The organism is Trinickia sp. Z7 (assembly GCF_056498045.1).
On the sequence record NZ_JAUEQW010000002.1, the window covers coordinates 482,290 to 500,562 of the forward strand.

The window sequence follows — 18,273 nt, forward strand, 5'->3', positions numbered from 1 at the left end:
CGTCACTGCGCGGCAAGCGGCACGCGAAGCACGAGCGAGCACGGCTCGCCGTCGACGGTCGCGCTCTGTTCGAAGGTCCCGCCATGGGCTACCGCAACGCGTTGCGGCAACGCCAGCGCCCAAGCAATGCGCCCAGCCTCGCGCGGCTGCATGGCCTGGCTGCGCGCGAACGGCTCCATCGCGTGCGGCAACTCGGCATCGGACAACGCAGCGAAACTCGCCACATAGCCCACTTCGACACGCCAAAACGCGTTGTCGAGACTGCTGGCGAGGCTGAGCCTCGCACCGGGTGCGCTCGCTTCGGCGGCAAAAACCAGCATGGTCCAAATCGCTTGAGCGAGGCGCTCGCGATCGCCGTCGCACCATTGGGCATCGACCGACGATTGGATCTCGATGGACGTGCCGCGCGCTTCGACGATGGCGAGCTTCGCATCCGCGAGCGCGCGCTCCACTGCCGCACTGATCGGGAACGACTCGCGCGCGAGCGGCAACGATTTGGTTTCCGCGCGGGTTTTGTCGACGGCGTCCTCGAGCAGCTTCACTTGCTGCTCGACGCCCGAGCGAATGCCGGCCAGCGCGCGCTGAGCGGACGCATCGGTCGCATCGAGCTTGCGTTCGAGGACATAAGCCCAGCTATGAATCGCATTGAGAGGGCTGCGTAAATCGTGAGAGACGAGGGACAAAACATGATCGCGCATGAACAGCGCAACCTCCGCCCGCAGATGAGCGAGACGTTAGTCGGATGCGGCAACGGCGTGGGAAAACGTCGACACGGTCGGCCTCTCGAAAAGTCGCTCGGCTACCCTGGCCGCGGCGGTGCGCGAACGAGCGCGGCCCGCACGTTGCCATCACCAGGTGGCGCCGTAAGCGTGTTGAGCAGACGGACATTATAGGCACCGCACCGGGCTGAACGCCTACAATGTCGGTTTCATCACCATCGGAGCGTAACGACCATGACCACCGTCACCACAGAAACGGGGTTGAAGTACGAAGATTTGACCGTTGGCGCAGGCGCCGAAGCCGCGGCGGGCACCACCGTCACCGTGCACTACACGGGGTGGCTCACCGACGGCCAGAAGTTCGATTCGAGCAAGGACCGCAACGATCCGTTCGCCTTCGTCCTCGGTGGCGGCATGGTCATCAAGGGTTGGGACGAAGGCGTGCAAGGCATGAAAGTAGGCGGCGTGCGTCGTCTGACGATTCCGCCGCAATTGGGCTACGGCGTGCGCGGCGCCGGCGGCGTGATTCCGCCGAATGCGACGCTCGTGTTCGAAGTCGAATTGCTCCAGGCGTAAGCACCGAACCAAGCAAGGGCAGCAGCGCGATGAACGAGCACGCGATCCAATCGCCCGCCTTGTCGCTGCGCCGTTACGGCGCCGAGAGCGCATGCGACCTGCACGCCTTCCATCAGATCGTGCTCGGTGTCGAGGGCGTGATGGAGATGGCCGTCGACGGTATCGGCCACCGCATCGACGCGCGTCATGCGTGGCTGATTCCGGCCGGCTCGCGCCACGAGTACGCGGGGGTCGGCGAGAACCGGCAGTTGGTCCTCGACGTGCCTTGCGCATCGCTGGCGCTGCCCGAACGCTTTTTTTCGCGCGCGTTGGCATTGACGATGAACGACGGACTCGCAGCGCTCGTGCGCGATACCGCATCGTATGCGGCGCGCACGATGCGGGCGGCAACATCGGCCGCAACATCGGCCGGCCACGAAGCGAGCGAACCGGAACCCGGCGATACGGACCGCACCCGCTCGATCGGCATGAGCGAGGGCGCGCGACGTTTGGCATGGGACACGGCGGCGCGCTTGGCCCTCGTCTTGAGCGAGAACGTCGGCGCGCAAGCCCCCGCATCGCGGCTCGACTATGCGCGCATCGACACATGGTTGCGTGCGCATCTATCGGAGCCGCTGCGCGTGGTCGATCTCGCGAGGCACTGCGGGTTGAGCGAGCGGCGCTTCCATCAGGTGTTCGAAGAAGCGTTCGGCACGACGCCGCACCGCTATTTGCAGCGGCTTCGCCTGGACACGGCGCTCGTGCTGCTGTGCACCTCGCGCAAGACCTTGACGGACATCGCGCTGACGGTCGGTTTCGGCGATCAGAGCGCCTTTACTCATGCGTTCACGCGACGCTTCGCAATCCCTCCAGGCCAGTGGCGGGCGAAGCCGGTGCATTGATACGATGCGGGGCCGTCTCGGCGTCGGACGGCGCAGCCGCCGTCTTTCGCTTTAGCTGTTTTGAGTCGCCGCGCCGGCGCATGCTTAATTCATATCGGCGCGGAGTTGGATCCTGCCGCGCACCTACCGCGCGCGCCTGCACGCCTAACGACGCGGGCAGGCGGCTTATTCCTTATTCGACCGACAGTTGCAAATGCAGTTGCGAACGCGTCACGGTGCCATCCACGGCGTCGCCCGCAGAATCGCGCTCGGACTGGGATTGCGGCGAGAGTCGGGCGCGCTCGATGACATCGAGATACTGCGCCGTGACATCGCCCGTGATGTAATCGCCATCGAAGCAAGACGCCTCGAAACGCGCGAGCATCGGATTGATGTCGCGCACCGCTTGCTTGAGCGCATCGACGTCCTGATAGACGAGGTGATCGGCGCCGATGATCTTGGCGACTTCCTCGTCGGAACGGCCATGGGCGACGAGTTCGCTGCGCGTGGGCATGTCGATGCCATACACGTTGGGGAACTTCACGGGCGGCGCAGCCGATGCGAAGATCACGCTCTTCGCCCCGGCATCGCGCGCCATCTGCACGATCTCGTGCGAAGTCGTGCCGCGGACGATCGAATCGTCGACGATCAGCACATTCTTATCCTTGAACTCGATCGCCATCGCATTGAGCTTCTGGCGCACCGACTTCTTGCGCACCGCCTGGCCCGGCATGATGAAAGTGCGGCCCACATAGCGGTTCTTGAAAAACCCTTCGCGGTATTCGACGCCGAGCTTGGCCGCCACCTGCATGGCGGCAGGCCGAGACGAATCGGGAATGGGCATGACCACGTCGATCGGCACGTCGGGCAGAACACGCTTGATCTTGGCGGCGAGGTAGTCGCCCATCCGCAGACGCACGTTGTAGACGGAGACGCCGTCGAGCACCGAATCGGGACGCGCCAGATAGACGTACTCGAAAATGCAGGGGTTCAAACTCGGCGTATCCGCGCACTGCTGGCTGTGCAGTTGACCGTCGTTGTCGATGAAAATCGCTTCGCCGGGCGCGACGTCCCGCACGAAATCGAATCCGATGCCTTCGACAGCCACCGATTCCGACGCAACGATCCACTCCACGCCGTGCTCCGTTTCGTGCTTGCCGATGCACAGCGGGCGAATGCCGTATGGGTCGCGAAATGCCAGCAGCCCATACCCGGCGATCAACGAAACGATGGCGTACGAGCCGCGCACCCGGCGATGCACGCCCGCCACGGCCTTGAACACCGTGCCTGGGTCGAGCTGCAGGCCCGAGCTTGCTAGTTGCACCTCGTGCGCGAACACGTTGAGCAGCACTTCCGTATCCGAGTTCGTGTTCACATGACGCCGGTCGATGCGGAACATCTCGTCTTTCAGCTGCTGCCAGTTCGTGAGGTTGCCGTTATGCGCGAGGATGATGCCGAATGGCGCATTCACGTAAAACGGCTGCGCCTCTTCCTCGCTCGAGGCCGAGCCCGCCGTGGGATACCGCACTTGGCCGATGCCCGCGGTGCCCGGTAAACTGCGCATGTTGCGCGTACGGAACACGTCGCGCACCATGCCGTTGGCCTTGTACATGTGGAAAGTGCTGCCGTTCGCCGTCGCGATACCGGCTGCATCCTGGCCGCGATGCTGCAACAGCAGAAGGCTGTCGTAGATCAACTGATTGACCGGGGAGTGGGAGACTACGCCTACGATGCCGCACATGGCAGGTCCTTCAAAGATACGAAAAACGATGGTGCCGGCCATGGGGCCGACGCACGCGCTTCACACGCGAACGTACGCGGCCAGCGCCGGGGGAAGCAAGGGCTTCAACTCATGCACGCCTCGCTCGACATAGGGCCGCAGCAGGGCGTCGCGCCAAAATTGTTGCTTCGGCAGCTCCGTCAACCCGGCCAGCGCCACGAGCAGTAAAACGAACACCACGCCGCGCACGATGCCGAACAGCAACCCGAGCGACCGATCCACGCCGCCCAGCCCTGTCACGGCCACCAGCCGTGCGATCAGCGCATTCGCGACACTCGCCACGAGCACCACGCCCACCATGATTGCCGCGAACGCGAGCAACCACTGCGTGAGCGCACCGCCGGGCCAGTCGCTTGGAATATAGGGCACCAGGAGCCGCACATAGCGCGACGCGACAAAAAAAGCCACGACCCAGCCGATCAGGCCGAATATTTCCGACAACAACCCGCGCCACGCACCGCGCAGCGCCGACAGGCCGATCACCGCAAGCACGGCGTAATCGAACGCGGTAAGCATCGATGCCGTCACTGCGCCGCGTTGCCCGTGCCCGCCGTCAAACCGGCTTCGCGCACCTTAGCGACGGCCGCGGATGCCGCCGCGCGATCGGCGAACGGACCGGCGAGCAGCATCGTGCGGGCCTTACCGTCGGCTTGCTTGCGATGTTCGATGTACGCGGGCACCCCCGCGGCCTTCAGCTTGCTCTCCCATGCGCGGGCGCTCGCATCGTCGGCGAACGCACCTAGCTCCACGGCGTAACGCGAGCCTGGCGGCGCGGCCGGCGTACCGGAATCGGGCTTCGTTGCCCCGGGGCCGGGGATGGCAATGGTTTTTGCCGCTTTTGCCGTTTGCGCCGCCTTCGCAGGGGTAGTCGCTGCCGGGGCGGTGCTTGTCTGCTTGGATTGCTTGGACTCGGTCTGCTTCGATTCGGTCTGCTTCGATTCAGCCTGCGTGGTCGCGCCTTGCGCACCGCCGGGAGACTGCGACGCCCCGCTGGGTTGCGCGGCACCCACCCCGGCCGTGCCCGCACCGGAAGCCGTCGCACCGCTCATATCGGCACGATCTGGCGCCACCGCGGCTTGCGTGTCCTCGGGGTTGTCGTCGCTAGCGCGCGACGGAACCGTTGCCGGGCGATTGGGAATATCGATCGCGATGTCGTTGGTCACCGGCTTGGGATGGGAATCGAGCACCATCGGCAAGACGACCACGGCGGCGAGCACCAGCGCGATCGCACCAACCAGGCGCCGGCGCGCCCGTTGCTTTTCGGGAAGTGTCGGATCGAGCGGCATCGCATCGGCCTCGGCCGCGCGTTCTTTGCGGCGGCTCGGTCGCTCGTCGCGTGCCTCGAACGTACCACCGCTACGCGCGGATCTAGCGCTGGCGCCACGCCGGCGCGGCGTGTCGTCTTTTTTGCCGAACGAGAAAAAGCCCATGAATCCGCTGAGTTCGAGGGGGGCGGCCGTCAACGCGGCGCGCGTCGGTCAATGTTGCCGCGACTTGCGGTAGGCCATGACGCCCGCAACAGTATAGAAGCTACCGAAAACCACGATTCTATCATCGTCCGTCGCTCGGCTCAGCGCATCTTGGAAAGCTTCGGCCGGCGAGGCGAAACGCCTGATGCTGCTGTCGGGGCCATCTTCGACGCCCGCGGTGCGCACGATCTCGTCCAGGTCCGCCGCGCTCGCGGCTCGGCCGATCGGCAAATCGGTCAAGCACCAGTGATCGATTTCGCCTTTGAGATGCTTGACGACGCCCGCGATGTCCTTGTCGCGCATCGCGCCAAAGACGGCGTAGGTGTAGCGGAAAAAGCCCATGCTGCCCAGATTTTGAGCCAGCACGGCTGCCGCATGGGGATTGTGTGCCACGTCGAGCACGATCGACGGCCGCCCCGGCAACACCTGAAAGCGCCCGGGCAGCTCGACGTTGGCTAGCCCGAGTCGCACGTCTTGAGCGGAAACGGGCAGCCGATCCCGCAGCGCCTCGAGCGCGGCCAGCGCCGCGGACGTATTGATGAGCTGATTCGCGCCGCGCAGCGCCGGATATGCAAGCGCCGAACGCCGCGCCGTCGGACCGACGTAGCTCCACTGTTGCCGCTCGCTGCCCGCCTGCCCTTCATAGCGGAAGTCGCGTCCGAACAGCCAAAGTTCGGCGCCGATCGCTTGCGCGTGGTCGATCAGCGTTTGCGGCGGCGCGGGATCGGCACAGATGGCGGGCCGGCCCGGACGAAAAATGCCCGCCTTCTCGTAGGCGATCTTCTCGCGTGTATCGCCCAGATACTCCGTATGATCGATATCGATGCTCGTCACGATGGCACAGTCGGCATCGACGATATTGACGGCGTCGAGCCGGCCGCCAAGCCCGACTTCGAGAATCACGGCATCGAGTTCGCGCGACGCGAACCAATGCAAGATCGCGAGCGTCGTGAATTCGAAGTAAGTGAGCGACACGGGTTCGGCCAAGCGCGTGCGCGCCGCCTCGACCGCTTCGAAATGCGGTAAAAGCTCGTCGTCGGTCGCGTTTCGGCCATCGATGCGCGCGCGTTCATTGAACTCGATGAGGTGGGGCGACGTATGGCAACCGACGTGGTAGCCGGAGGCGCGCAGGATCGACTCGAGCATCGCGCAAGTCGATCCCTTGCCATTGGTGCCGCCCACCGTAATGACAGGGCAGCGAAATGCAAGCCCCAGCGCATCCTTTACCTTGCCGATGCGCGTGAGACCCATGTCGATACCGACCGGATGCGCCGACTCGAGATGCGCGAGCCAGGCGTCGAGAGTAGGGAAATGAGTCATCCAAAACCGCGGGCCGTCCCGCGTGAGATCTGCGATTAACTTAACGTTCAGGCGACGGCATCCGCGGGCTGGCGCGTGAGCAGCGCGATCAGCCGCGCCAACTCTTCGCGCAGCTTGCGGCGATCGATGATCATGTCGATTGCCCCCTTTTGCAGCAGGAATTCCGCGCGCTGGAAGCCTTCGGGCAGTTTCTCCCGCACCGTCTGCTCGATCACCCGCGGGCCGGCAAAGCCGATCAATGCCTTCGGCTCCGCGATCACGACATCGCCGAGGAATGCGAAGCTTGCCGATACGCCGCCCATCGTCGGGTCCGTCAGCACGGAAATGAACGGCAATCTGGCGTCGGCCAGTTTGGTCAGCATCGCCGTCGTCTTGGCCATCTGCATCAACGACAGCAGGCTTTCCTGCATCCGCGCTCCACCCGAGGCCGTGAAACAGATGAACGGCACTTGTTGCTCGATCGCATTTTGCGCGCCGCGAGCAAAGCGCTCGCCGACCACGGAGCCCATCGACCCGCCCATGAACGCGAACTCGAAGCAAGAAACGACGACCGGCAGCGTGTGAATTGCACCGCCCATCACGACCATCGCATCGGTTTCACCGGTTTCGTCCATCGCATCTTTGATGCGGTCCGGATACTTGCGGCTGTCCTTGAATTTCAGCGCGTCGACCGGGACGATCTCCTGACCGATCTCGTAACGGCCTTCGGCGTCGAGCAACCCGTCGAGGCGCGCGCGCGCGCTGATACGCATGTGATGGCTGCACTTCGGACAAACGTGCAAGTTCGCCTCGACGTCGTTGCGGTACAACACCGCCTCGCACGACGGACACTTGACCCAAAGGCCCTCCGGAATGCCTTTGCGGCTTTTCGGATCGGTCTGTTTGATCTTCGGCGGCAACAGCTTGTCGAGCCAGCTCATCGTTGTTCCTTCAATTGTGTTGTTCCGTACGTATGTCGCACGCAGCGCCCTGACTACCCCATGCCGGCCAGCTTCCCCCGTCCGGCATGAGGCCTAGCGCTGCGTTCAACCGGCGTCGAGCGCCTTGCGAATCTCGGCGACGAATGCCGTCAGCTCGATTGCAGCCGACTGCGCCCGCGCCTGTTCGAGCAACTGCACCAGGCGGCTACCGATGACCACGGCATCCGCCACCTCGGCAACCGCACGCGCCGTGGAGGCGTCACGAATACCGAATCCGACCCCAACAGGCAACTTCACTTGCGACTTGATCGCCGGGATTTTACTCGCGATGCTGGAAACGTCCAGATTTGCCGCGCCGGTCACCCCTTTGAGCGACACATAGTAGACGTAGCCGCTCGCCAGTTCGGCGACGGCCGCGATCCGCGCATCGGTCGAAGTGGGCGCGAGCAAGAAGATCGGATCGACACCCGCCGCACGCATGCGATGGGCGAACTCGACCGATTCCTCGGGCGGGTAATCCACCGTGAGGACGCCGTCCACGCCTGCTTGCGCCGCCGCTTCGACGAACGCTTCGACGCCCATGCGCTCGATCGGATTGGCGTACCCCATCAGGACCACGGGCGTGTTTGCGTCCTGCTCGCGGAACTTCTTTACATCGGCCAGCACGTGCTTGAGCGTCACGCCTTGTGCAAGCGCGCGTTCGGATGAGCGTTGAATGACGGCGCCGTCGGCCATCGGGTCCGAGAACGGCACGCCCAGTTCGATCACATCGGCGCCGCCAGCCACGAGCGCATGCATGAATTCGACCGTGCGCGCAGGATCCGGGTACCCGGCCGTGATGAAGGGAATCAACCCCTTCTTGTTTTGTGCGGCCAAAGCCGCGAAAGTCTGTTCGATGCGGGACATGATGTCTTCTCTACCGATAAGCGCGACCTACCGTGCCGCTTCCGAGGCAACGGCGGGCGCGTCGGACGATATGCCGCTGACCGCGGCGACTCGTTCGCGCGCGATCGCGCAGTAATTTTCATTGATCTCAAAGCCGACGAATGCGCGAGCATGCCGCGCGCAGGCCACTGCCGTCGTGCCGCTGCCCATGAACGGATCGAGCACGCGCCCGCCCGGCGGGCAGCTTGCGAGCACCATCCGCTCGACGATCTCGAGGGGTTTTTGCGTCGGGTGATCGACGCGCTCGGCATGTTGCCGATGCAGCCTCGACACCGACCAGACATCCTTCGGGTTGTAGCCCACCTCGAGCCACTTGCTCCCCTCGAACAGCTTGCGGGAGCGCGCCTTCTTCGTGGCCGCGTCGTACGGAATGCGTACGGGGTCCAGGTCGAAGTAATAGTCCTTCGACACGGCAAAAAGCCCGATATTGTCGTGCACCGACGTAAAACGCCGCGTCGTTCCGCCCATGCTCGGCACGCGCCGGTCCCAAATGATCTCGTTGACCATGGTGAGCTTGGTCTTCAAGAACGAAAAGATCTCCGGCGCGTACTGCCAGGTGCAGAACACGTACAGCGAGCCGCTCGCCTTGAGCTTCGGAACAGCCAGCTCGAGCCAAGCGCGCGTCCATTCGAGAAACGCCTCGCCCGAGCGCATGTCGGAATCGTTGCCGTAATCCTTGCCGAGGCCGTAAGGCGGATCGGCCAGGATCAGATCGATCGATCGGTCCGGCACCGTCTGCGCATCCGCTAAGAAATCGCGGTTGCGCAGATCGATGGCCACGCGCGATCCACCCGAGCCGCCCAGCGCGCTGCCTCCCGCCGCCGCGGGCCGCGGTGCGTCGAATTCGTCGATGAGATCGCGCATGCCTCGGTGGCTCAGAGCGCGAGGCCCGAGCGTTCGGCGACGGTGTGCATATCCTTGTCGCCGCGGCCCGAAAGGTTGACGAGCAGATGCGTCTCGCGGGAAAGCGAAGGCGCGATCTTGGCCGCGTAAGCGAGCGCGTGGCTCGACTCGAGCGCCGGGATGATGCCTTCGATCCGGCAGCAATCGTGGAACGCCTTGAGCGCTTCCTCGTCGGTGATGCCGACGTATTGCGCGCGACCGCTGTCCTTCAACCACGCGTGCTCGGGGCCGACCCCAGGATAGTCGAGGCCCGCCGACACCGAATGCGTCTCGATGATCTGACCGTTCTCGTCCTGCAACAGGTAGGTGCGATTGCCGTGCAGCACGCCGGGGCTGCCGCCGATGAGCGAGGCGGCGTGCCGTCCCGTCTCGATCCCGTCGCCCGCGGCCTCGACGCCGACGAGCTTGACCGCCGCATCGTCGATGTAGGGATAGAAGATGCCCATGGCATTGGACCCCCCGCCGACGCAGGCGATCACCATGTCGGGCTGGCGCCCTGTGAGTTCGGGCATCTGCACGCGGCACTCGTCGCCGATCACCCGCTGGAAATCGCGGACCATCATCGGGTACGGATGCGGACCGGCAACGGTGCCGATGATATAGAACGTGCTTTCGACGTTCGTGACCCAATCGCGCATGGCTTCGTTCAGCGCATCCTTGAGCGTGCGCGAACCGGACTCGACCGGCACGACGGTGGCGCCGAGCAGCTTCATTCGATAGACGTTGGCCGCTTGCCGCCGCACGTCCTCGGCGCCCATGTAGACGACACATTCCATCCCGAAGCGCGCCGCGATCGTGGCGGTCGCGACGCCATGCTGGCCCGCGCCCGTTTCGGCGATCACGCGCGGCTTGCCCATGCGCTTGGCGAGCAAGGCTTGGCCGATCACGTTGTTGACCTTGTGCGCGCCCGTGTGATTGAGGTCCTCGCGTTTGAGGAACACCTGCGCGCCGCCGAGCAACTCGCTCCAGCGCCGCGCGTGGTAAATCGGCGACGGGCGTCCGACGAAATATTTGAGTTCGCGCTCGTACTCGGCAATGAACTCGGGGTCCTTGCTGTACTGCTCGTAGGCGTGGCGCAGCTCGTCGAGCGCATGGACGAGCGTTTCGGCGACGAAAGTTCCGCCGTATGGGCCGAAATGGCCCCGTTGATCCGGAAGGTTGTACATGGTTTGTCACTCTTCGCAGCGGCGGCGAGGCACGTCAGGCCGCGCCGCCTTGGCTTTCACTCGGCGTCCGCTGCGCGCACCGCGCGCACGAACGCCGCCATTCGGGCGGGATCCTTCACGCCCCTGGCGCCCGGCACTTCGATGCCGCTCGAGACATCGACCGCGTACGGGCGCACGCGCCGAATGGCGTCACCGACGTTTTGCGCGTTCAACCCACCACTCAAAACGGCCCGACGCGCGAGCTCTGCTGGAATAAGTGACCAATCGAAAGTCTTCCCGCCGCCGCCATAGCCTTCGACGAGCGTGTCGAAGAGCAGGCCGCCAGCTGACGAATAGTTAAGCGCCGATTCTACCAAATCGCGTGGCTGCGTATCGGCCGCAACGCGTAATGCGCGCAGCCAAGGCAACCCGGCCACGCTCGCTAGCTCCTCGCATTGGGCAGCGGTTTCGTCGCCGTGAAACTGCAGCATGGTGAGCGGCACGTTACTGGCAACTTCACCGATCCAATCCAAGGTCGGGTTCACGAACAAGCCTACGACCGAGACGAACGGCGGCAACGCGCAAGCGAGGTCGATCGCATCGGCGACGCCAACCGAGCGCGGGCTCGGGGGATAGAAGACGAAGCCGATCGCGTCGGCTCCGAGTTCGACGGCTAGGTCTACGTCCGCCCGGCGCGACAGGCCGCACAGTTTGATGCGCGTGCGGTGAGGGATCGAGCCGAGGGCTGGCGAAACGGGGACGGCGCTAGACATGGCTCGACTCGCTCCAAATGCCGCTCCAAGGTACGCTGCCGAGGGGCGCGGGCGGCACCGCGAATACCTCGGGATAGCCGACGTGGGCCAGGTACAGTCCTTCGGGCATGAACGTCGGTGCGGCGCGATTGCGGTCGCGGCTCGCGAGCACATCGGCCAGCCACGACACCGGGTAGCGCCCCCGGCCGACGGCCACGAGCGAGCCCATCAGATTGCGGACCATGTGATGCAGGAACGCATTCGCCCGAAAACGAAAATGAATGATGTCGCCCGCTTGGCGAATCTCGATCTCATGCAGATGTTTGACCGGCGTCTTCGCCTGGCACTCGGACGAGCGAAACGCCGAGAAGTCGTGCTCCCCAAGCAGGCATTGCGCGGCGGCGCGCATGGCCTCGACGTCGAGCGGCGTATGAATCCAGCCGGCGCGCCCCGTCAGCATCGGCGAGCGCACGGCATTCACGTAGAGCATGTAGTAGTAAGTCCGCTCGAACGCCGAAAACCGAGCGTGAAAGGCATCGGGCATCCGTTTGGCCCAGAGCACGGCCACGGCCGGCGGCAGGAAGGCGTTCGTGCCGCGCACCCAGGAAAAGTCCTCGCGATCGAGATCGGTGTCGAAATGCACCACCTGCCCGAGCCCATGCACACCCGTGTCCGTGCGGCCTGCGACGACCGTGGGCAACGGCTTGCAGGCGAAATCGGCCAGCGCGCGTTCCAACGCATCTTGAACGGTCTTGCCGTGCGGTTGGGACTGCCAGCCGCAAAATGCGGTGCCGTCGTATTGGATCCCGAGAGCGATGCGCATGGTAGGCGTCACGAAAGCGGCGCCAGCGTCGCCAGCAACGCGTGCGCGTCCTCTCGCGTGGCCGCGTCGTTGGACTCGATGACTTCGTGAATCAGCGTGCGTGCGCCGCCCAGATCGCCGAGCGCGATATATTCGGCAGCGAGATCGAGCTTGTTGCGCGCGATCTTGGCGAGCTGCTCGGGCGTGAATTGCGGCAACGGCGCCGCGGCGGCCATGGCACCTTCGCCGCCGTCCGCACCCGGGAGGTCGAGGTTGAACGAAAGCTTGAGCGGCCCGATCGGCGCAGCGCCCAGCCCTGTCACGTTGGGCGGGGGCAGCGGCTCGCTACGTGCTTTCTCTCCCGGCTCGTGGGCCGCGTTCGCGTTCGGCTCGCGCTGCGCGGAAGGCTCGCCGTGCAGTTCATGCGGCGCGGCCTCTGCGGTCACTTCCGGCCACGGCTCGCTCCGGGCCGATTCAGGCTCGGTCGGTTCGGGCGTCTCCGCATCCCCGATGTCATGAGGTCGAGCCGGCGCATCGGGACTGAGCTCGGCGCGCGGCGGCAAACCCAAGTCGAGGGCATCGAGCGCCGCGACGGCTTCCGGCGGAAGCGTTGCATCGTGCCGGGATGCACTGGACGCTTCGCTCGATTCGCCTTCGAGCTGCTCCTGCTCGTGCTCCGGTTCCGGGCGCGCTGCGGGCGGTTCCGTTGTCGCTTCGGGCGCGCTTTCGATCGCAGGCGTTGATTCCAGCTGCGATGTCGGGCGCGATTGCGGCGCGGCTTCCGGCTCGGGCTGCGGTTCGACCGCCGGCGGCGTCCCGCCGATGACGTCCGTCAGCTCGGGAACCACCGTTCCCTCCGGCGGACGCTCGACCGGCGGCTCCGCGCGGGGCAACAGCTCCGGCTCGCTCGCGTGGGGCCATTCCGAAGACGCACTCGCCTCGGATTCCGTTTGTGCTGGTAGGCCGCCCTCCGGCGTTTCAGCCAAGCCGGATCCTTCGCTTTCAGCCGATTCCTCGCTTTCAGTTGCTTGGAGCGCAAACAACGGGTTGTCCGGATCGAGCTGGCGCCCCAGCGCGGCAACGTGAACCCAGTTCGGACCGCGGCCGCCGGAAAGGCGATAGATGCGTTGCGCGATCTCGTCGAACCCGCGCACGTTCCCGCGCTCGGCGTAATGTCCGGCGAGACCCATCAGTGCACGTTTGCTCGTGGGGTTTCGCGCGAGGACGCTCAGAAATTCGGCCTCGATGGGGTCGTCCGTCCCCGTAGCAGGCTTGGCCAGCGGCTGGGCGCTTTCGCCCTGGTCAGCCGCCGGCGCCGCGCTAGCGGCGCCACCGGCGGAAGCCACTGAGGGAACCGCTGCGCGCCGCTTGCGCCGACTGATGCCTAGCGCGACGAGCAAAACGAGCAGCGCAGCCGCCACAGCGGCCGCAACGGCGGCGATGGCCGGAATGTCGTCGCGCGCAACGCCGTAGCCGCCGACGCTGATGAAACGCTGGTTGGCGGCAGCCGCGGCGCGCGATGGCCCTGGGGCAGGCGCTACCACGCCCGACGCGGGCGGCGTGGCCGCGAAACCGGACGCGCCCACGGGCGCGTTGCTCGTGGCGCCGGAACGATTTGACGAGGACGTTCCGAACCCATGCCGCTGCAATTCCATCAACACCCTGTTCTTGAGTGTCAGCAGTTGCTGCAGGCTCGAGACTTTGGGGTGCGAGGCCGAGAGGGCGGGCGCTGCTGCGGCGGAAGCCCCCGCCGTGGCCGCCGTACCCGCCGCGCTCGCGGTCGCGACCGCCGAAGCGCCAGCCGTTGCCGTGCCGCCCGCCGCCGGTTGACTCGCCACGGCGGCTGGGGTCGCACTGGCTGCGGACGCCTGAGTCGCACTTGCCGCACCCTCCGCGGGCGCGCTCGAAGGAGCGCTGGGCGCGGGCTCGATCGCGCCGCTCCATGCGTGCCCGCCTGCCACCGCTGCCGGACCGTTCGCTTGCTGATGCGTCGCGGCAGTTGCCGCCGGCTTCGCGGCCGCAGAGGCGGCCGTGCCAGCGGATGCCTGCGATACGGCGGCCGCGGGCGCCGATGCCGGTGTCGCCGGTTGCGCACCGCTGGCCTTCACGCCCGCACCAGCGGCCTGCGACGCCGCTGCAGCCGTCGAAGCTGCGCTCGGCGTGCTGGCCGCGGTTGGCGCGGCGGCCGGCTCAGGTGCGCTGTTGGCGAGCGCGCCCGTCGCATCGAGCGGCGGCACGTTCAGCACGGCGCCAAGCTTCAACAAACTTGGATCGCCGCGCGAGAATGCGGACGGATTGGCATCGAAAATAACTTTCGCCGCGCGGCTGAGCACGGCCTTGTCGTGCGACTGCGTGGCGGCCACGGCGATGTCGGCGAGCGACTGCCCCGGCTTCACCGCGTATTGAGTGGTTCCGGGGGCGACGACAGGCGTCGCTGCTTGCCCGCTCGCAGCGGTGGCAGCGGCCACGGCGGCAGGCGCGGCCACTGCCCGCGGCGATGCGTCGACGAGCCATGCGAAGACGACCGCCGTAACGGCGATCGCGAGCGGGACTGTGCGACGCGTCGAACGTGTTGTCATGAAGATGTCACGCGCGTTCAAGCGCGCCTCGATAAGGCGTTTTGGGAGAGATCAGCATTCGCTGCAGCAATGAAAAAGGCGTCGCGACAAGGCGACGCCTTTCTCGGGTTCCTCTGCGTCGTAGCCGCATAGTTTACGTGAGGAACCCGGTCAAAACCACTGCGCGGCTTGGCGGGCAACTCGAGCGGCGCCCATTGCATACCGCCCGCCCGCGCGCCCTGCAGCTTACTTCTCCAGCAGGATGCGCAGCATGCGGCGCAGCGGCTCGGCGGCACCCCACAGCAGTTGATCGCCCACCGTGAACGCCGACAGGTATTCGCCGCCCATGGCGAGCTTGCGCAACCGGCCGACCGGCACCGACAGCGTGCCCGTCACGACTGCGGGCGACAATTCGCGCATCGACGCTTCGCGCTCGTTCGGCACGACCTTCACCCAATCGTTGGCCGCTGCGAGGATGCCGTTGATCTCGTCGAGCGGCACGTCCTTCTTCAGCTTGATCGTCAGCGCCTGAGAATGGCAGCGCATCGCGCCGATGCGCACGCACAGGCCATCGACAGGAATCGAACCGGCTTGCCCCATGGCCGGCTTGCCGAGAATCTTGTTGGCCTCCGCGCCGCCCTTCCACTCTTCCTTGGACATGCCATTGCCGAGATCCTTGTCGATCCACGGGATCAACGAACCGGCCAGCGGCACGCCGAAATGCTGCGTCGGCATGACGTCGGAATTCATCGTTTCGAGCACGCGGCGGTCGATATCGAGAATGGCGGATGCCGGATCGGCCAGTTGCGGCTTGACGGCGTCGTGCAATGCGCCCATTTGCGACAGCAGCTCGCGCATGTTTTGCGCGCCCGCGCCCGAAGCGGCTTGATAGGTCATGGCCGTCATCCAGTCGACGAGGTCCGCGCTGAACAAACCGCCGAGCGCCATCAGCATCAGGCTAACGGTGCAGTTGCCGCCGATGAAATTCTTCGTACCTTTGACGAGTGCGTCCTTGATCACATCCAGGTTCACCGGATCGAGAACGATGACGGCGTCGTCGGCCATACGCAGCGACGACGCGGCATCGATCCAGTAACCGTTCCAGCCCGCCGCGCGCAGCTTCGGGAACACCTCGTTCGTGTAATCGCCGCCTTGGCAGGTGATGACGACGTCGCACTTCTTCAGATCGTCGATGCTCTTGGCGTCTTTGAGCTTCGTCTCGTTCTTGGCGAACGACGGCGCGTTGCCGCCCACGTTGCTGGTGCTGAAAAACACCGGTTCGATCAGATCGAAATCGCCTTCCTGCTGCATCCGCTGCATCAGGACGCTGCCGACCATGCCGCGCCAACCTACGAGACCTACGTTCATGACTAACCCTTGGAGTGGACGCTTCCCCGCAACCTTGCCCGGCGTGACCGCGCGGGGAAGACGGGCGGGCACGACGGACGATCAGCGTTTCGTGATCGTTTTGGGGGTAATCGTAATAATGGCGATGGCGCCGGCAATGCCGACGACGCCAGCCATGGCGAACCCGCCCACACGGGCCGTATCGCCGTGCGGGGTTTCAATCGAGGGGATCGGGGACAAATTCGCCATCGGCACAGTCTACACGAAAAATCCACATCGGCGCGCCAGCCGGTGCAGGCAATCCAGCAAAAAACCCTGATTTCAGCGGGTTTCGTGCGAACGGAGCAACAACGCCCCGCCGCACGAAACGCCTGCACCGATCAGAGCGCCGCGCGCACCGCGTCGCCCATATCCGCCGTGCCGACCTGGCGGCAGCCAGGCGTGGCGATGTCGCCCGTGCGGTAGCCCGCTTCGAGGACCTTCTGCACCGCCTTCTCGATACGGCCGGCCTGCTCCGCCTTGTTCAGCGAATAGCGCAGCATCATCGCCGCCGACAGGATCGTTGCCAGCGGATTGGCCACGCCCTTGCCCGCGATGTCGGGCGCGGAGCCGTGCGAGGGCTCGTACAGCCCTTTGTTGTTGCGATCGAGCGAAGCCGACGGCAGCATGCCGATCGAGCCCGTGAGCATCGCCGCTTCGTCGGACAAAATGTCGCCGAACATGTTGCCCGTGACGATGACGTCAAACGACTTCGGCGCCTTCACGAGCTGCATCGCGGCGTTATCCACGTACATATGCGACAACTCGACGTCCGGATATTCCTTCGCCACGTCGATCATCACGTCCTTCCACAACTGGGACGTTTCGAGCACGTTGGCCTTGTCCACGGAGGTCAGCCGCTTCGCGCGCTTTTGCGCCGCCTGGAACGCTACGTGCGCGATGCGCCGCACCTCCGGCTCCGAGTAGCGCATCGTGTCGAACCCCTCGCGCGCGCCTTCGAAGGGGCCGTCCGGCGCCTGCCGCACGCCGCGCGGCGCGCCGAAATAAATGTCGCCGTTCAGCTCGCGCACGATCAGGATATCGAGGCCGGAGACGATTTCGGGCTTGAGTGACGAAGCACCCGTCAGTTGCGGATAGCAGATGGCCGGACGCAGGTTGGCGAACAGTTCGAGATGCTTGCGCAATCCGAGGATTGCCTGCTCGGGACGCAGCGCACGTTCGAGCGAATCGTACTTCCAATCGCCCACTGCGCCGAACAAGATCGCGTCGGCCTCTTTCGCGAGCGCAAGTGTCGCCTCGGGCAGCGGATGGCCTTTCGCCTCATAGCCGGCGCCGCCCACGGGCGCCTCTTCCATCTCGAACTTTTCGCCGAGCGCATCGAGTACCTTGACCGCTTCCTTGACGATTTCCGGGCCGATGCCGTCACCGGGGAGCACAGCAATTTTCATTAGGAGTCCTATCGGGTTGTCGGTTTGCCGCTTTATCGGTTTTCCGCTTTGCGTCGCCGCGAGTGCGCAATGCGCTTTAGCCGACGATTCGGTGGCCGAGCCAAGGCTGCTTGGCCATCCGCTCGGCTTCGAATGCGCGAATCTTGTCGGCGTGACGCAGCGTAAGGCCGATGTCGTCGAAACCGTTCAGCAGGCAATACTTGCGAAAGCCGTCGACTTCGAATGCGTACTCGCGGCCATCGGGCGTACGCACGCGCTGAGCCTCGAGGTCGATCGTCAACTGGTAGCCGTTGAACGCGTACGTCTCGTTGAACAGATGATCGACTTGCTGCTCCGGCAACACGATCGGCAGCACGCCGTTCTTGAAGCAATTGTTGAAGAAGATATCGGCGAAGCTAGGCGCGATCAGCGCGCGAAAGCCGTATTGCTGCAACGCCCACGGCGCGTGCTCGCGCGAGCTGCCGCAACCGAAGTTCTTGCGGGCGAGCAACACCGATGCGCCCTGATAGCGCGGCTGATTGAGCACGAAGTCGGGGTTCAGCGGCCGGCGCGAATTGTCCTGACCGGGTTCCCCATGATCGAGATAACGCCACTCGTCGAACAGGTTCGGCCCGAAGCCGGTGCGTTTGATCGACTTCAGGAACTGCTTCGGGATGATCGCGTCGGTATCGACGTTTTCCCGATCGAGGGGCGCGACGAGCCCAGTATGTACGATGAATTTATCCATGT

Annotated in this window: 17 protein-coding genes; 2 read left to right on the forward strand and 15 right to left on the reverse strand. The window is 65.1% G+C overall.

Annotation, left to right across the window (positions count from 1 at the left end; all coding sequences use genetic code 11):
• Positions 1 to 2 precede the first annotated feature (2 nt).
• Positions 3 to 698, reverse strand: coding sequence for a sensor histidine kinase (locus QQS38_RS06225; protein ID WP_479644491.1), 696 nt, complete (start codon positions 696 to 698; stop codon positions 3 to 5).
• 255 nt (positions 699 to 953) lie between these two features.
• Between QQS38_RS06225 and QQS38_RS06230 the strand changes: the two genes are divergently transcribed.
• Positions 954 to 1,295, forward strand: coding sequence for an FKBP-type peptidyl-prolyl cis-trans isomerase (locus tag QQS38_RS06230; protein ID WP_479644492.1), 342 nt, complete (start codon positions 954 to 956; stop codon positions 1,293 to 1,295).
• Positions 1,296 to 1,324: 29 nt separating this feature from the next.
• Entirely contained in the window at positions 1,325 to 2,176 is an 852-nt protein-coding gene (locus tag QQS38_RS06235) for a helix-turn-helix domain-containing protein (protein ID WP_479644493.1), read from the forward strand.
• Positions 2,177 to 2,348: 172 nt separating this feature from the next.
• Here the strand turns inward: QQS38_RS06235 and purF are convergent, their stop codons facing one another.
• The 14 genes from purF to leuD form a co-directional block, all read right to left on the reverse strand.
• A complete protein-coding gene (purF, locus tag QQS38_RS06240; protein ID WP_479644494.1) occupies positions 2,349 to 3,896 on the reverse strand; it encodes an amidophosphoribosyltransferase in 1,548 nt (515 codons plus the stop codon).
• A 60-nt stretch (positions 3,897 to 3,956) separates the two neighbouring features.
• A complete protein-coding gene (locus QQS38_RS06245; RefSeq protein ID WP_479644548.1) occupies positions 3,957 to 4,451 on the reverse strand; it encodes a CvpA family protein in 495 nt (164 codons plus the stop codon).
• 8 nt (positions 4,452 to 4,459) lie between these two features.
• A complete protein-coding gene (locus tag QQS38_RS06250; protein WP_479644549.1) occupies positions 4,460 to 5,365 on the reverse strand; it encodes an SPOR domain-containing protein in 906 nt (301 codons plus the stop codon).
• Between the two features lie 48 nt (positions 5,366 to 5,413).
• Entirely contained in the window at positions 5,414 to 6,724 is a 1,311-nt protein-coding gene (folC, locus tag QQS38_RS06255; protein WP_479644495.1) for a bifunctional tetrahydrofolate synthase/dihydrofolate synthase, read from the reverse strand.
• Positions 6,725 to 6,771: 47 nt separating this feature from the next.
• Positions 6,772 to 7,644 carry an acetyl-CoA carboxylase, carboxyltransferase subunit beta gene (gene accD / locus QQS38_RS06260; protein WP_479644496.1) on the reverse strand — a complete coding sequence of 291 codons (873 nt, stop codon included), beginning with the start codon at positions 7,642 to 7,644 and terminating at the stop codon, positions 6,772 to 6,774.
• 105 nt (positions 7,645 to 7,749) lie between these two features.
• A complete protein-coding gene (trpA, locus tag QQS38_RS06265) occupies positions 7,750 to 8,550 on the reverse strand; it encodes a tryptophan synthase subunit alpha (RefSeq protein ID WP_479644497.1) in 801 nt (266 codons plus the stop codon).
• Positions 8,551 to 8,577: 27 nt separating this feature from the next.
• Positions 8,578 to 9,453, reverse strand: a complete 876-nt coding sequence (locus tag QQS38_RS06270) for a DNA-methyltransferase (protein WP_479644498.1) — start codon at positions 9,451 to 9,453, stop codon at positions 8,578 to 8,580.
• 11 nt (positions 9,454 to 9,464) lie between these two features.
• Positions 9,465 to 10,658 (reverse strand): tryptophan synthase subunit beta, encoded by a 1,194-nt coding sequence (trpB, locus tag QQS38_RS06275; protein ID WP_479644499.1) that lies wholly within the window; start codon positions 10,656 to 10,658, stop codon positions 9,465 to 9,467.
• A 56-nt stretch (positions 10,659 to 10,714) separates the two neighbouring features.
• Positions 10,715 to 11,410, reverse strand: a complete 696-nt coding sequence (locus QQS38_RS06280; RefSeq protein WP_479644500.1) for a phosphoribosylanthranilate isomerase — start codon at positions 11,408 to 11,410, stop codon at positions 10,715 to 10,717.
• The gene (truA, locus tag QQS38_RS06285; protein WP_479644501.1) at positions 11,403 to 12,212 is read right to left on the reverse strand and encodes a tRNA pseudouridine(38-40) synthase TruA; all 810 of its coding nucleotides are present in this window, start codon (positions 12,210 to 12,212) and stop codon (positions 11,403 to 11,405) included. The genes QQS38_RS06280 and truA overlap by 8 nt, the downstream gene beginning before the upstream one ends.
• A gap of 8 nt (positions 12,213 to 12,220) precedes the next feature.
• Positions 12,221 to 14,770 carry a FimV/HubP family polar landmark protein gene (locus tag QQS38_RS06290; protein ID WP_479644502.1) on the reverse strand — a complete coding sequence of 850 codons (2,550 nt, stop codon included), beginning with the start codon at positions 14,768 to 14,770 and terminating at the stop codon, positions 12,221 to 12,223.
• A gap of 225 nt (positions 14,771 to 14,995) precedes the next feature.
• The gene (gene asd / locus QQS38_RS06295) at positions 14,996 to 16,117 is read right to left on the reverse strand and encodes an aspartate-semialdehyde dehydrogenase (protein WP_479644503.1); all 1,122 of its coding nucleotides are present in this window, start codon (positions 16,115 to 16,117) and stop codon (positions 14,996 to 14,998) included.
• 359 nt (positions 16,118 to 16,476) lie between these two features.
• A complete protein-coding gene (gene leuB / locus QQS38_RS06300) occupies positions 16,477 to 17,544 on the reverse strand; it encodes a 3-isopropylmalate dehydrogenase (RefSeq protein WP_479644504.1) in 1,068 nt (355 codons plus the stop codon).
• Between the two features lie 76 nt (positions 17,545 to 17,620).
• A complete protein-coding gene (gene leuD, locus QQS38_RS06305; RefSeq protein WP_479644505.1) occupies positions 17,621 to 18,271 on the reverse strand; it encodes a 3-isopropylmalate dehydratase small subunit in 651 nt (216 codons plus the stop codon).
• Positions 18,272 to 18,273 lie beyond the last annotated feature (2 nt).

Coding starts and splice junctions, on each gene's coding strand:
- truA (WP_479644501.1), bottom strand. CDS start 12,212: ATGCGCATCGCTCTCGGGATCCAATACGACGGCACCGCATTTTGCGGC.
- leuD (WP_479644505.1), bottom strand. CDS start 18,271: ATGGATAAATTCATCGTACATACTGGGCTCGTCGCGCCCCTCGATCGG.
- purF (WP_479644494.1), bottom strand. CDS start 3,896: ATGTGCGGCATCGTAGGCGTAGTCTCCCACTCCCCGGTCAATCAGTTG.
- QQS38_RS06290 (WP_479644502.1), bottom strand. CDS start 14,770: ATGACAACACGTTCGACGCGTCGCACAGTCCCGCTCGCGATCGCCGTT.
- trpA (WP_479644497.1), bottom strand. CDS start 8,550: ATGTCCCGCATCGAACAGACTTTCGCGGCTTTGGCCGCACAAAACAAG.
- QQS38_RS06245 (WP_479644548.1), bottom strand. CDS start 4,451: ATGCTTACCGCGTTCGATTACGCCGTGCTTGCGGTGATCGGCCTGTCG.
- leuB (WP_479644504.1), bottom strand. CDS start 17,544: ATGAAAATTGCTGTGCTCCCCGGTGACGGCATCGGCCCGGAAATCGTC.
- trpB (WP_479644499.1), bottom strand. CDS start 10,658: ATGTACAACCTTCCGGATCAACGGGGCCATTTCGGCCCATACGGCGGA.
- QQS38_RS06280 (WP_479644500.1), bottom strand. CDS start 11,410: ATGTCTAGCGCCGTCCCCGTTTCGCCAGCCCTCGGCTCGATCCCTCAC.
- QQS38_RS06230 (WP_479644492.1), top strand. CDS start 954: ATGACCACCGTCACCACAGAAACGGGGTTGAAGTACGAAGATTTGACC.
- asd (WP_479644503.1), bottom strand. CDS start 16,117: ATGAACGTAGGTCTCGTAGGTTGGCGCGGCATGGTCGGCAGCGTCCTG.
- QQS38_RS06235 (WP_479644493.1), top strand. CDS start 1,325: ATGAACGAGCACGCGATCCAATCGCCCGCCTTGTCGCTGCGCCGTTAC.
- QQS38_RS06225 (WP_479644491.1), bottom strand. CDS start 698: ATGCGCGATCATGTTTTGTCCCTCGTCTCTCACGATTTACGCAGCCCT.
- QQS38_RS06270 (WP_479644498.1), bottom strand. CDS start 9,453: ATGCGCGATCTCATCGACGAATTCGACGCACCGCGGCCCGCGGCGGCG.
- accD (WP_479644496.1), bottom strand. CDS start 7,644: ATGAGCTGGCTCGACAAGCTGTTGCCGCCGAAGATCAAACAGACCGAT.
- folC (WP_479644495.1), bottom strand. CDS start 6,724: ATGACTCATTTCCCTACTCTCGACGCCTGGCTCGCGCATCTCGAGTCG.
- QQS38_RS06250 (WP_479644549.1), bottom strand. CDS start 5,365: ATGGGCTTTTTCTCGTTCGGCAAAAAAGACGACACGCCGCGCCGGCGT.